Origin of the sequence: Brevundimonas sp. PAMC22021, from assembly GCF_019443405.1 — a bacterium.
In the GTDB taxonomy this organism is placed as follows: Bacteria; Pseudomonadota; Alphaproteobacteria; order Caulobacterales; family Caulobacteraceae; genus Brevundimonas.
The window spans coordinates 1340180-1353746 of sequence record NZ_CP080376.1; the positions used below are offsets into that span (position 1 = coordinate 1340180).

The window sequence follows — 13567 nt, forward strand, 5'->3', positions numbered from 1 at the left end:
TCGCGCCACCTCCCCATCTGCGATGGGGAGGTGGATCGGCGCTATCTAAGCACCACCCGCTTGCTGCCCGCCGGGATCGCCAGTTCGTCTCCCCTCCATGCCGCGGCACGGCCGTCGATGCGAACCGACCTCGGCCGCCCTTCGCCTTCCGGCCAGCGCAGAACGAAGCCGCCCGGCGGGGTCGCCTCGCCGGCGAAATCCAGTCGATAGTCGCGCCCCACCTTGCGCAGCCGATAGGTCAGCTCCCCGTAGGGCGTCCTCAGCCCCGCCACGCCGACGCCCTCCGTCGTCTCGAACCAACGCACCGGCACGCCGGCCGCCAGCACCATGGCGCCGTCGTCGCGCTCATAGGCGAACAGGTCCAGCGCCGAGCGGATGTAGTCCGAGCTGATCCAGGCGTGCGGCATGTCGCCGATGAAGCGAGGCTCGCGCAGGTCTCTGCCCACCACCTCGGCCCAGCCGTTCCAGGCGCGCGGCCGAACGTCGGCGAAGTAGAACTCCAGCGCCCGCCACGCCTCCTCGCGCCGACCCAGCCGCACCATGGCGCTGACGTTTCTCAGCTCATAGGGGGTGTAGTCGCGCCACGGCTGACGGTTTTCCTGACGCGCGGTGAAGTTCGCCCACCACTTGTCGAAGGTGCCGTTCAGCAGGTCCTGCGGCAGCTCCTCCTGCAGGCCGCCGGGCGACAGGCCGATGGTGGTCGAGGTCGCGTCGAAGTCGCCCCGGTCCGCCGCGCCCGCGATCCAGTCGATGTTATGGAACGCGGCCGTGGCCGTGATGGAAGCCAGGATGTCTGTCTTGAACTGCTGCTCGGAAGCGCCGATGCGCCGTGCAGCTTCGACGTCGCCCAGCGTCTCCGCGATGAAGACCGCATCGCGATAGCCGCGCAGGCCCCAGAAGTCGTCCCAATAGGAATAGGCCGCCTTGTCGGAATAGCCCTCATGGCTGATCGTCGGCGGCAGCAGCCCGTAGAGATGGCGCGTCTCCGGCGACTGGAACTCGGCCGTGCGAGTCGATGCCCGCAGCTCGTCCATGTAGCGGATCGCGCCCTGCACCTGGGGCCAGACTTGGCGCAGCAGCTCGATGTCGCCGCCGTAGCGATAGGCCTCGGCCGCCAGGAAAACGAACTCGCCGTGGCTGTCGTTCTCCGGCACCGGATCGGCGCCCCGTGCATCGACGCAGCACGGGACCTTGCCGTTGGCGAACAGATAGGGCGCGTACCAGCGCAGATAGTCTTCCGACAGGTCCGACAGCCCCAGCCGGTTCAACCCTTCGGCCATCATGGCGCCGTCGCGGATCCAGGAGCGATTGTAGGACCGCGTACCGGGCTGCAGGATCGGCCCCTGACGGCTCATCAGCATGTGAGCCAGCGAGGATTTCAGAACGTCCTCGACCCGCTGCCCCTCCGGCGGCAGGATCAGGTCAACGCGATCTATCCGCGCGCGCCAAGCGGCGGCGACGCGATCACGCACCGTGTCCAGCGCGGCCTCGATGCTGCCGCTCGTCGGCAGGTCGGCCGACGCCTGGCCCAGGGGCGAGACCCAGCCGAAGGTGCGGCTTTCGCCCGGCTGCAGCGTCACCTCGAACGTGGCGGCTGCGGCGGGAAGGCCTGTCGGGTCCTCGATCGACGCCGAGGCCGGCCGAGCCGAGGCCAGCAGCGATTGCGGATCGGCGCCGGCGTCAAAGCTCGAGACGACCACCTGGCTGGGCGCGCTCAGCATTCGCACTCGCGAGTCCTCGCCGAGGCTCAGGGTCGATCCGTCCCAGCCGATCCCCGGCAGCGGGCTGGCCCCGCCCGGCACCGCCAGGAACTGTACCGGCCCGTTGACCTGCATCGGCCGGCCCATCAACGCCAGGGTCAAGGCAATCGGCCGTGGCGAGGTGTTGGTCAGGACATAGCGACCATAAAGCTGGGCGGTCCCGAGCGCTCCATCCGCCATGGCGGTGACGTCCAGCGTCCAGTCGTCGTGGCTCCACCTGACGCTCGGGATCGGCAGATCATCCTCGAGAAGCGACGGCGCGATCTGGACGTCCGCCCAGGTGACCAGCCGGCCGTTGTCGATCACGAAAGGCTCCATGCTCGGCCCGCCGCGACGCAGTTCGATCGCTCCGTCCTCGCTGATCAGGCCGCTTTCGCCGCCGCCGTCCACGCCGACCAGCGTCCAGTAGGGCTGCTCTCCGAAGAAGCCACGGGGATAGAGACCCCGCCTGTTCTCCTCGGCCACGGCCTCGAGAAAGGCGGTGTGGTCCTCGCCAAAGCTCAGCGGCTCGATCTCGAGCTCGTTCAAGGCGAAGGCGGTGGGAGCGGTCACGCCGAGCCGCTGTCCCGCTCCCGCCTGGCCCGAGACATCCGAGGCGGCGACCAGGGCGCGGGGCTCGAGCCGCAGCCAGCGGGCCGAGGCTTCGGGGGTGCGCAACCAGTCGACGCCGCCGTTGCTGCCGGCAACGGACGCCAGCGCTCGCCATGTCTCCCCGTCCGACGACGCGCTGATGCGGTAGTCGGAAGCCGCGCCGCGTTCGGCCCAGCGCAAGGTCAGGCCTCCGAACTCCCGCTCGTAGCCCAGGTCCAGCGTCAGGGCCGGAGCGTCGTCTGCCTGAGCCGTCCACGCGGTCGTCAAGTTCAGATCCACGGAAAGAGGCGCGGTGGATGATGCGGCGCCGTCGGTGGCGATCGGCTGCGGCGGCACGGCGGGATCCACGGGCAGCGGCCGCAGGGTCAGTTGGTCGATCTCGATCGCGCCTCTTCCGCTCTCGGCCGCGACCACCACGAACTCGACCCGCTCGGCGCGCCGCAGGATCGTCTCCGGGCTCGGCCCCCAGGCCTTTGACACCTGGCGGCGGCGAATGGTGAAGCGGGTCCAGCCGTCCGGCGCATCGTAGCGTGTGGTCTGCTTCCACCAGACGTTCTCGGCCTCGGCGTCCGTGAACTTGACCTCAAAGGTGTTGGCCGGCCCCTCCCCGCGCACCCAGAAGCTGACCTCGTAGTTGTCGGGCAGATCAAACGCCAACGCTCGGCTGGCGACCGCATAGCCGGCCTTGCCGGTGAAGTCGTAGTCGAGGCGGATCGCACGCCCCTCCCGCCCCTCGACTGACGACAGGCGCGAGACGATGTCGGTCGAGGCGCTGGCCTCCCACCTTTCGGCGTCGTTCATGTCGTCCAGCACGCGCGCGTCCTGCTGCGCGACGGCGGTGGTCGCAAAGACGAGCGTCGCCGCCGTGGCGAGAAGAAGGGCGCGCATGGCGGTCTCCGTAGAAGCTCAGCCCTTCACGCTGCCCGCGAGCATGCCGCGGATGTAGTAGCGTTGCAGGGCCAGAAAGAGGATCAGGACGGGCGCGACCGTGACCACCGCACCCGCCATCATCAGCTCCACATCCTGCACGTGCTCGCGTGACAGGGCGGCTAGAGCGACCGGCAGGGTGTAGTTCGACTGGTCCGTCAGCACGATCAACGGCCACAGGAAATCGTTCCAGCTGCCCAGGAACACGAACAGGCCCAGGGTCACCACGATAGGCTGAAGTGTCGGCAGCACCACGCGGCGGAAGATCTGTCCCTCCGAGGCGCCGTCCACGCGAGCGGCTTCCAGCATCTCGTCGGGAATGCTGAGCGCATACTGGCGCACCAGGAAAAGCCCAAAGATCGACGCCAGCCAGGGCACCAGCGCCCCCGCATGGGTGTTCACCAGCCCCATGCTCTTCAGCATCAGGAACAGCGGCAGGGTCCCGATCTGGGCCGGCACCACCAGCGCCGCCACCAGCACCTGAAACAGCCGTTCGCGTCCCCTGAACCGCAGCTTGGCGAAGGCGTAGCCAGCCGGAACCGTGAACAGCAGCGCCAGGACCGTCGCCAGCGTCGCTAGGAGCACGCTGTTCAGCACATAGCGCCCCATGCCCTGGTTGAGGAACAAGTCCTGGTAGTGCTCAAGCGTGAAGCGCGAGGGGACCAGCGGCGGCGGAAAGGTCGCGGCTTCGCCCGTCGGCATGAAGCTGACGGACAGCATCCAGAGCAGCGGGAACAGCACGATCAGGGCGATGATCGCGACCGCGAGGTTGAGCAGGATCGTTCTGGCCTTCATCGGCCGCGCTCCATCCGCCGGGCGACCGCCAGCTGCACCAGCGTCACCGCCAGGATGCACAGGAACAGCACAAAGGCGACGGCGGAGGCGGAGCCGAGGTTCCACCATTTGAAGCCCTCTTCGTACATGAAGTAGAGCACCGTCACCGTGCTTTGGGCCGGCCCGCCCTGCGTCATCACATAAGGCTCGGCGAACAGCTGGAAGAAGCCGGCGACGGAGATGATCGAGACCAGCAGCATGGTCGGGCCGATCGCCGGCAACGTCACATGCCGGAACCGGCCCCACGGTCCCGCGCCGTCGATCTTGGCCGCCTCGTAAAGGTCGTCAGGCACGGTCTGCAGCACGGCCAGGAAGATCAGCATGTTGTAGCCAAAGATCTTCCACACAACGAACATCAGGATCGCCGGGATCGAGGTCGACGGCTGACCGAGCCAGTCCACAGCGGGCAGGCCCACCCCGTCCAGCGCCCAGTTGATCACGCCGTAACGGGTATGCAGCAGGTAGCGCCACACCACCGCCGTGGCGACCAGGGTGGTGACATAGGGCGCAAAGAACATCACCCGCCAGATCGGTCGCCACTTCACCATCCGATCGTTCAGGATCACCGCCGCCAGCAGCGACGCCGCGATCGACAGCGGCACGCCCAGCACGCTGAACCAGAGCGTGTTCCTCATCGCGCCCCAGAACAGCGGATTGGTCAGCAGTCGCTCATAATTCTGCGCGCCCACGAAACGCAGGTTGCCGAGATCGGCCAGCGCATAGATGTCGAAATCGGTCAGGCTGAGCAAAAGCGCCGCGATCACCGGCAGCGCGAAGAACAGGCCGATCGCGATCATGGCCGGCGCGATGAACCCCCAGGCCGCACGCTCGCGGCGCGTGCGTCCGGCCTGCGTCCGGCGGATCGGCGTGGTGGGAACCGGCGCGGTCAGGGTCATGCCGCCCTCCCCGTCTCCAGCATCCAGCGGCGCTTCTCCAGCAAACGATCGGCGCGGCGGTCGATTTCGCGTCCCGCGGCCTCGGGCGTGTATTCGCCCCGCACCATGCGCTCGGCCACGATCTGCATCTCGGTGACGATCCGCTCCCACTCGGGCACCTTGGGCACGGCCTTGGCGCGGCCGAGTTGCCCCTGGAACGGCGTCAGCATAGCGTCGCCCGCGATCGCCGGCGTGTTCCAGGCGCTCTGGCGCGCCGGCAGGTCGCCGACCAGGGTGTTGAACCGCTGCTGCACGGCCGGCTCCGACAGATGGCGCACCAAGGCCCAGGCCGCCTCCTGATGCGGAGAGGAGCGGAACACAGCCAGGCTGGAGCCGCCCGGCGCCGAGGCGCCCAGCCCCTGCGGCCCCGGCACGCCGGCGGTCGCCCAATTCGGCTGGAAGCTCTCGGGCAGGCGCGAGCGGAAGTCGCCCACGCTCCACGGCCCGGAAAAGTAGAAGCTGAACCAGCCGCGCGCGAATTCGGTCCAGACGTTCGATATCTGCGTCGACGACGCCAGCGGCGCCAACCCCTCGTCGAACAGGCTCTTGTAGAAGGCGAGCGCCGAGACGAAGCCGGGGCTGGAGAAGTTTCCGCGCGTGTCGCGGTCGCGCAGCATCGGCTCCGACTGCTGAAGGCCGAAGGTCAGAAGCTGCTCGAACTCGTTCAGCGGCAACAGGATCGCATAGGCGTCGCCGCCCGCGACCCGCTTCACCGCGTGCATCGACCGCTTCCACTCGGCCCAGGTCTGCGGCGGCGCCTCGAACCCCGCGCGGCGCAGCAGGTCGGTGCGGTAGAAGATCAGCCGGGTGTCCACATACCACGGCGTCGTCATGGCCCGGCCGCCGATGCGGTTGGTGTCCAGCACCGCCGGAAACTGGTCGGTCAGCAGGTCGCCTGCGGCGGGCGGCGTCGGCGACAAGGCTCCGATGGCGGTCAGTTCCGCGACCCAGGTGTTGCCGATCTGGCTGACGTCCGGCAGCGACGACCCGGCATAGGCCGTCAGCAGCTTTTCATGCGCGGCGGTCCAGGGGATGGCCTGCACCTCCACCCGCACGCCGGGGTTTCGGCGCTCGAACTCGGGCATCAGGTTCGGAACCTGGCCGCCTTCGTTGCCCATGGCCCAGAAGCGCAGGCGGGTCTCGCCCGCCGGTCTCGGCGCGCACGCCGTCGCCGCGCCCGCCGCCATCAGGCCAAGCGCGTGACGACGATGCGGGCGCGCTGCACCCGTCACGTTCCGAGATATCCGCCGGTGAAGCCTGCGACCTCCAGCCCGCGCCGGATGTTCGGCTCGCCGCGCATGTGGCGCCACACGAAGTCGGAGCGGTGGTTCTCGGTCATGATGACGATCGGGCCCTGGTCGATGCCGAGATAATCGCCGTCAACCCAGCCGATCCCGTCCACGATCCTGCCGTGCTGAAGCGGCCCGTCCCGCACCGTCAGCGTCGGATTGAAGCTGTCGAGGAAGCCCCACTGGGTATAGAGGCCGGCCCCATAACGCGCCTTGATCGCCTTGATGCAGGGCACGACGATCTCGGGCGCAAAGGCGATGGAGCCTGCGGCCGCCGTTGGCGCCATCGTCCCGTCGTCCCGGTCGCCCGGACCGCGCGCGGAGTAGGAGAAGAACTCCCGCTCCTTGCCGTCGATGGTCTGCTTGAAGTCCCCAGGTCCGTCGCAGGCGGTCAGTCCCCATACCTCGGACGAATAGCCCGCCCAGCCGCCGGGATTGTCATGGGCGTACTTCTGCTGGGCGTAGACGGCGCGGCGGCTGTTCTCGAAATAGTCGAGCCGCTCGTCCCGCAGCGATGACTGGCCCCGCATCCAAGCGTCCTGGACGCCGCGGAAATCCACAAACATGTGGCTGTACTGGTGGCCGAAGATCGGGGCGAACTCCAGGTGCCAGCTGCCCCAACGTTCGGTCCAGCTCTTGTCGTAGCCATACGCCCATTCGTGCCACACCCCCGCGTCCAGCGGATGCGTCGGGCTGCCCATCGCCAAGAGCAGGATCAGCATGCCTTCGTTGTAGACGAACCAGTCCGAGGGGATGAATCCGGTCTCCGGATGCCAGCCCATGCTGATGCGGTTCGGCCGCACCACGGCCCAGGGCCATTCGACCCGCTCATACAGGAACTGCGCCTTCTCCCGGATCTCCGCCTCGGCCGGATCGCGACCGTCGAAGTAGCGGGCGGCGAACAGCATGCCGGCGAGCAGCAGCGCCGTATCCACCGTCGACAGCTCGTTCGTTGCGAACCGAAGCCCGGCTTCCATGTCCAGGAAGTGATAGAAGAAGCCCTTGTAACCCGCCGTGCCGGACGCCTCCGGCCCCTGCGGCAGGGCGGCGAAGAAGCGCAGGGTGTTCAGCGTGCGCTCGCGCGCCTCCGCCCGGCTCATCCAGCCGCGCTCCACCCCCACCGGCCAGCAGGTCAGCGCGAACCCCACCGCCGCCACCGAGCAAAAGGATTTCGTCGGCCAGCGGTCCGGCGTCAGCCCCGTGCGCTTGTCCGTCACATGGGCGAACCAGCGAAAGGTCCGCTCCTGAAGTTGGTCGATCTCACGATCCAGCCTGAGCGGCCGGCGCCCGGTGCCGTTGACCGGATCCGCCACGACAGCGCGCGTCGGCGACGGCGTGGCTTGAGCCGACGCCACGCCCGGCGCCCCCACCGCCAGAGCCGCCGCACCCGCCGTGGTCTGCATCAGAAGGTCTCGACGGTTCATGGCGCCTCACGCAGTACAGGGCAGAAAAGAAGCGACCGCCTCCCGCTCGATGCGAGAGGCGGCCAAACCAGGGAGATCAGAACGAGTAGCGGGCGCCCACCTGGAACGTCCGGGTCGGGAACAGCACTCCGCTTGGCCGACCGAAGTTGGCGTTGGGGCTGGCAGCCGATCCCGTTCCCCCGTCGTAGCCTGTGAAGTTGCTGAAGTTGAACACGTTGATCGCGTCCACGAACACCTCGACCTGCTGCCCGTCGAAGACCTGGAAGTTCTTGGTCAGCCTTAGGTCCAGATTCCGGTAGGCAAAGGCGTCCGGCAGGAAGAACTGCTCCCGCTCGGGACGGCCCGCGTTGGGTCGATAATAAAACTGTGAGCCCCGCCCGTCAAAGACGTCATACGGCGTGCCCGAGCCTAGCGTCAGGATACCGGACAAACGGAAATCCAATGGCAGGTCGATGATGCCGTTGGCCACGATGCGGTGACGCTCGTCGTTGCCCGACGGCCGCATCGGCGAGCTCTCCACCGAGAAGCAATCAAAGCAGAAGTTGTCGGCGCCGCCGTTCTGCTCAGCTTTCGACAGGGTGTAGGCAACGTTCAGGCCCCAACCTGAATCAGCCGTGTAGGGCTTGTCCAACTTGACATAGAGGGCGGTAAACTCACGCTCCTTGTTGTGGTCGGACACCAGGTAAGAGCGGTAAGGGTTGGCCGCGCCGGGAGAACAGAAGCCGCCGTTGTCGCCGAAGCCGCCGTCGTCGTTGCCATAGGACGGTTCGCGACAACGGTTCAGATATTGCCAGGTGAACTCGTTCTCCGTCTTGCCGTAGGCCAGGGTGAACTCGGTCTGCCACTCGCCAACGCGCTGGCGGACGCCCAGGTTGAACTGGTCGGTGCGCGGCGGCTCGAAGTCGTTCTTCAGCAGGAACGCCTCGCCCTTGGCGGGGAAGCCGGCCAACAGGGCGTCCAATCCGTCCGTCGTCGCGTAAACGGGATTCCAGCGCACCGGGTCCGTCGGGGTGCCATCGGCCACGCCGGCCGGTCGGCCCGTCGTCGAGAAGAAGACGTTCTGAGAGAAGTCGAAAGGCTTGGCCAGCTCGTCAAATGCAAAATTGAACTGCACCCGATCATAATACCGACCGGCGCCGCCGAAGATCACGGTCGAGCGGTCGCCGAAGATGTCATACGAGAACCCGAAGCGCGGCTGGAAGGCGTCGGTAAAGGGCTCGCGGTCACCGCTGCCGATATAGTCGTTGATGTTGAACCAGCTTGGGGCATACCCGGCCGGTTTCCCTCCGTCGGTAGACGCGATCCATTGGTTCAGTCCGGTGACAACCGACTGAGGCGTGACGTAGTCCGCATTATTGAAATTGTCTTCATAGTCCCACCGCAGCCCAAGGTTCAATTCGAGCTTGTCGGTGATCCGCCAGTCATCCTGGATATACAGGCCATAGACGTTGTTGGTCAGGTCTATGGTCGGAAACTCATTGCCCAGTTCGACACGGTACGGCACGTCATCGTCACCGCTGGCAACGCCGTTCAAGTCATAAAAGAACTGGGGATTGCGCCCGAATTCTTTCTCCACGTTGTATGTCTGCTTGGAAAATTTTGCCCCCACCTTGATCGTATGAAAGCCGCGGAACTCCACATCCGTGAAAGTCAGATCGTTGCGGAAGGTCAGGGCTTCGTCCGTGATGTCCTGTCGGCTGTTGGCGCCGCCGATGTTTACGATGGCCACCCCGCCAAACGGATCATAAGGACCCTCAAAAATGCGGTAGCTGGCTCCAGGCAGATCGAAGTTGGCTGCGGTCGGGTTGTAGTTGTAGTCGCGGTAATCGACCGCGAACTCGTTTAGAAAACCCGCCCCCTGCCACTGATAGCGCAGGTTGCCGCTCTTAGTAGTCTGGCGCAGGCCGCTGGCGCGCTCAAAGGTATTTGCGCCGCCAACCCCCGTGGTGTCCGCCTCATCGCGATAGGTGACGCTGAGGTCGATCAGGTGACCGTCCGCAGGCTGAAAGCTCAGCTTTCCGAAGATCAGGTCTTCTTCGAACGGGGTGGCGAAAGTGCCGATGTATTCGTCGAACCGGCTGACGTATTCTGGATTCTGCCGCCCCAAGTTCACCTGGGCGGCGCGCTGCTCCTCCTTGCGCTCGTAGTTCACGAAGAAGTGCAGGCGATCCTGGATGATTGGACCGCCCAGAGCGGCGCCATACTGGCGCACCTCCAAATCCGCCTTTTCATCTCCGCGCCGCTCGGCGAACTCGTCCTGAGCGATGAAGCTTTCGTCGCGATACTGGCCGAACACTTCGCCGTGGAACTCGTTGGTGCCCGAGCGGGTGACGGCGGTGATGATCGCTGAGGAGGCCTGCTCGTACTCGGCCTTGAAGTTCTGGCTTACGACGCGGAACTCCTGGATAGAGCCCTGCGGGAAGGGATTGCCGCGACTGTCGTCCTGGCCCGCGATGCCGCCGCCGATGACGTTGGACTTCAGGCTGGCGCCGTCAATGAAGGCGTTGACGGATTCGGCGCGCTGGCCACCGGCGGTGATGGTCTGCTCCGTCTCGCTCTGCGACAAGCGCACGCCGGGCGCCAGCGCGGCGAAGTTCAGGAAGTTGCGGTTGATCTGCGGCAGGGTCTGGATCTGCTGCGTGGTGACATTGGTGGCGTTCTCAGGCGTGCGGACTTCGGCCAGCCGGCGGCCGACGACCACCACGTCCTCCACCGTGCTCTCGCCCGCATCAGCCGTTATCGCAGCGCCGATCGCCAGATCGAGATCGCCTACCTGTCCCACGCCGATCGTGACCGTATCCGTGGCGACGCCGCCGTCCGGGGCCGTTGCGGTGATTTCATAGGTGCCGGGGCGCAAGCCTGACAGCACATAGCCGCCCGACGCATTGGCCGTCGTGCGGGTCGTGAAGCCGGTGGACGTCTCGCGCGCCACCACAGTTGCGCCGGCCTCTGGCGCGCCGCCATCCGCGATGGAACCTCGGATAGTCGACGTCGCGGTCTGCGCCATGGCCCCGCCGGCGCTGAGCAGGCCGACGGAGAGGGCCAGCGCCGATGCGGCGGCAAGGGCGTGGTTGCGGGTCTTGATGTTAGGCATGGTGAGGCTCCCCCCTGAGATTTCGGTCACGCCCGCTGGGGCGGGACGAGACCGTTTTTGATTGATGTTGCAAGGCGACGCTGGACTGACGCACGACCAGTGTAGGCCGGACGATCTCGGGCCCGGATTCCGGCAAGGCGCCGGTCGCGGGCGCCTGGATCAGCGTGATCAGCCGCTCGAGCGCGCGCGCGCCGGTTCCGGCGATATCGACCTTCAGCGTCGTCAACGCTGGCCGCACGACCTCGGCGATGGGCACGTCGTCGAAGCCGACCACGGCGATGTCGTCCGGGCAGTTCAGGCCCGCCTCCTGGATCGCCAGCACGGCGCCGACCGCCATCATGTCGTTGGCCGCGAACACCGCATCCGGCGGGGAAACCTCGGCCAGCATCCGGGCCACGGCGCGGTAACCGGAACCCTGGGTGAAGTCGCCCGGCTCGATCCGGCTCTCGAGTCCGGCCGCTTCCAACGCCTGACCATAGCCGCGCATGCGGTCGTCGGCTTCGAGATTGCCGACGGGCCCGCGTACATGGGCGATGCGACGACGACCTGTTTCCAGTAGGTGGGCGACCGCTTGCGATGCCCCGTCATGATTGTCGATCGTGATGCACGGGCGATCCGTTCCAACGGCCGCCGCGTTCATCAGCACCACGGGCAGGGATCCGACCAGCCCTTCGGCGAGCTTCGCCGCATCGAGGTGCGGCGACAGCACGATCAGACCGTCGACCCGCCCGCGCATCGACCGCATCGCCATCGCGGCTTCTTCGGCGTCGTCGTGCGAGCTGGACACAATCAGATGCTTGCCGTGCGCACGCGCGGCGAGATCCATGCCGCGGATAAGCTCGGAGAAATACTCGCCGAACAGGTCCGGCAGGATCACGCCCAGGGTGTCGGTCCGCCGCATCGACAGGCTGCGCGCGCCGCTGTGCGGGACATAGCGCAGCGTCTCGACCGCCTCGAGCACACGCCCGCGCATGGCCTCGGTGACGGCCTCAGCGCCGTTAAGGACACGCGAAACGGACGCCACGGACACGCCGGACCGTTTCGCGACATCGCGGATCGTGGCCGACCTCATCGGCCCATCCACCCGCACGTGGCCCAGCCCTCTGGCGGCAAAGTCAGTCCTCCCTGCAAACGAACCGTGCCAGCCATCCTATCGAAGGTCTGTCGATATCGCCCTGTAACCGGTTACATCGCACAGGCGCCGACCGCTTCGCAAGAGGCGCTGAGAGGCAAGCCGTCCAGCCGCCCCAAGCGTCGCGTGTTGGACCAGGGATTCCGCTCGATCATCAGGCGCCTGGACTGATTGCCCAGCCAATCCAGTCAGCGGCTAACCAGGAGCATGTTCGGCGATCAGGCCATCTCGGCGCGCCTTGCGGCCATAGACCTGCTCGAACAGCGGCGAGGCCATCAGCGTGGTGATGATCGCCATCAGCACCAGGATCGAGAACAGCGCCGGCCCGATAATGCCGCGCTGCAGACCGATGTTGATGATGATCAGCTCCATCAGACCGCGCGCGTTCATCAGGGCGCCGATGCCCATGGCGGTCGGGTTGTCCTGACCAGTCAGGCGGGCGGCCGCCCAGCAGGCGCCCCCCTTGGCCACGATGGACCCCATCAGGATCAGCGCCGTCACTCCGAGCAGGCCGATGCTGTTGACCATGGTCAGCTGCGTATTCAGGCCCGAGAAGGTGAAGAACATCGGCAGCAGCACCAGGACGGCGAAGGGCTCAAGCTGGGTGCGGATCTGCTGGGTCAACAGACCCCGCGGCATGGCGACGCCCAGGATGAAGCCCCCGAACACGGCGTGGATGCCCACGGCGTCCATGACCCAGGCGCAGAGCATGAACAGGATCAGCACGATGCCGAGAACGCTCGCGCTGACCTTGCCTTCGCGTTCGACCTGACGGCCGAGCGGCGCGAGAAGCCGGGGTCCGAACGTCAGCATGAAGGCCGCAAAGGCCGCGCCGCCGCAGATGGCCTTGACGGCGACCATGGCGCCGCCCCCGAAGCTCGCCAGAACGATGGCCAGCACGCACCAGGCGCCGGCGTCATCAATCGCGCCGGCCGAAAGCGACAGCGAACCCATGCGCGTGCCGCTCAGTCCCCGCTCGTGGATGATCCGCGCCAGCATCGGAAAGGCGGTGATCGAGATCGCCGCGCCCATGAACAGCATGGCTTGCCAGGTGACCATGCCTGGGCCGAACAAGCCCATCTGGATCAGCCATGGCGTGAGCGCGATGGCCACCAGGAACGGCGCGGCCATTCCGGCCAGCGACACCGCCACGGCGCTGCCGGCGTTTGTCTTGAAATGGTCGCGCTCGAAACCAAGCCCCACCAGGAACATGTACAGCCCGACGCCGAGCTGGGCGCCGACGAACAGCACCGATTTCGACTCGGCGGGAAACAGTGCGGCCTGAAGCTCGGGCGCCATCAGGCCGAACAGCGACGGCCCCAGGATCACCCCGGCGATCATCTCGCCGACCACCTGCGGCTGGCCCAGCCAGGTCTTGGCCGCCCAGCCCACCGCACGACAGGCGGCGATGATCACCGCCATCTGCAGGAAAAAGGCGACGCTGAGTTCCGCGTTCGTCATGGGTCCCCTCCCTGCGACGCATTGGCGTTCTTGAGAACGCTCACATTGCTGATTAGGGTGGCCGAGATGAGCGGTGAAGACAAGCCGCCGCAATCGTCATGTCGCCAGACGACGCCCTGG

General features: G+C 66.6%; 8 protein-coding genes. All 8 read right to left on the reverse strand.

The genetic code is table 11. From position 1 onward, the window contains the following. Positions 1 to 41 precede the first annotated feature (41 nt). Positions 42 to 3239, reverse strand: a complete 3198-nt coding sequence (locus KY493_RS06615) for a discoidin domain-containing protein (protein WP_219898158.1) — start codon at positions 3237 to 3239, stop codon at positions 42 to 44. Positions 3240 to 3257: 18 nt separating this feature from the next. Next, a complete protein-coding gene (locus tag KY493_RS06620; protein ID WP_219898159.1) occupies positions 3258 to 4073 on the reverse strand; it encodes a carbohydrate ABC transporter permease in 816 nt (271 codons plus the stop codon). Further along, a complete protein-coding gene (locus KY493_RS06625; protein ID WP_219898160.1) occupies positions 4070 to 5008 on the reverse strand; it encodes a carbohydrate ABC transporter permease in 939 nt (312 codons plus the stop codon). Before KY493_RS06625 ends, KY493_RS06620 begins: the two co-directional genes overlap by 4 nt. Beyond that, positions 5005 to 6279, reverse strand: a complete 1275-nt coding sequence (locus tag KY493_RS06630; RefSeq protein WP_255568084.1) for a sugar ABC transporter substrate-binding protein — start codon at positions 6277 to 6279, stop codon at positions 5005 to 5007. Before KY493_RS06630 ends, KY493_RS06625 begins: the two co-directional genes overlap by 4 nt. Further along, positions 6276 to 7760, reverse strand: coding sequence for a glucoamylase family protein (locus tag KY493_RS06635; protein ID WP_219898161.1), 1485 nt, complete (start codon positions 7758 to 7760; stop codon positions 6276 to 6278). The genes KY493_RS06630 and KY493_RS06635 overlap by 4 nt, the downstream gene beginning before the upstream one ends. A 76-nt stretch (positions 7761 to 7836) precedes the next feature. Further along, positions 7837 to 10767, reverse strand: a complete 2931-nt coding sequence (locus tag KY493_RS06640) for a TonB-dependent receptor domain-containing protein (RefSeq protein WP_255568085.1) — start codon at positions 10765 to 10767, stop codon at positions 7837 to 7839. 79 nt (positions 10768 to 10846) lie between these two features. Further along, a complete protein-coding gene (locus tag KY493_RS06645) occupies positions 10847 to 11926 on the reverse strand; it encodes a LacI family DNA-binding transcriptional regulator (RefSeq protein WP_219898163.1) in 1080 nt (359 codons plus the stop codon). Between the two features lie 255 nt (positions 11927 to 12181). Next, complete coding sequence (locus tag KY493_RS06650) at positions 12182 to 13447, reverse strand: cation:proton antiporter (RefSeq protein WP_255568086.1); 1266 nt, start codon at positions 13445 to 13447, stop codon at positions 12182 to 12184. Positions 13448 to 13567 lie beyond the last annotated feature (120 nt).

Coding starts and splice junctions, on each gene's coding strand:
- KY493_RS06650 (WP_255568086.1), bottom strand. CDS start 13,447: ATGACGAACGCGGAACTCAGCGTCGCCTTTTTCCTGCAGATGGCGGTG.
- KY493_RS06640 (WP_255568085.1), bottom strand. CDS start 10,767: ATGGCGCAGACCGCGACGTCGACTATCCGAGGTTCCATCGCGGATGGC.
- KY493_RS06620 (WP_219898159.1), bottom strand. CDS start 4,073: ATGAAGGCCAGAACGATCCTGCTCAACCTCGCGGTCGCGATCATCGCC.
- KY493_RS06645 (WP_219898163.1), bottom strand. CDS start 11,926: ATGAGGTCGGCCACGATCCGCGATGTCGCGAAACGGTCCGGCGTGTCC.
- KY493_RS06635 (WP_219898161.1), bottom strand. CDS start 7,760: ATGAACCGTCGAGACCTTCTGATGCAGACCACGGCGGGTGCGGCGGCT.
- KY493_RS06625 (WP_219898160.1), bottom strand. CDS start 5,008: ATGACCCTGACCGCGCCGGTTCCCACCACGCCGATCCGCCGGACGCAG.
- KY493_RS06615 (WP_219898158.1), bottom strand. CDS start 3,239: ATGCGCGCCCTTCTTCTCGCCACGGCGGCGACGCTCGTCTTTGCGACC.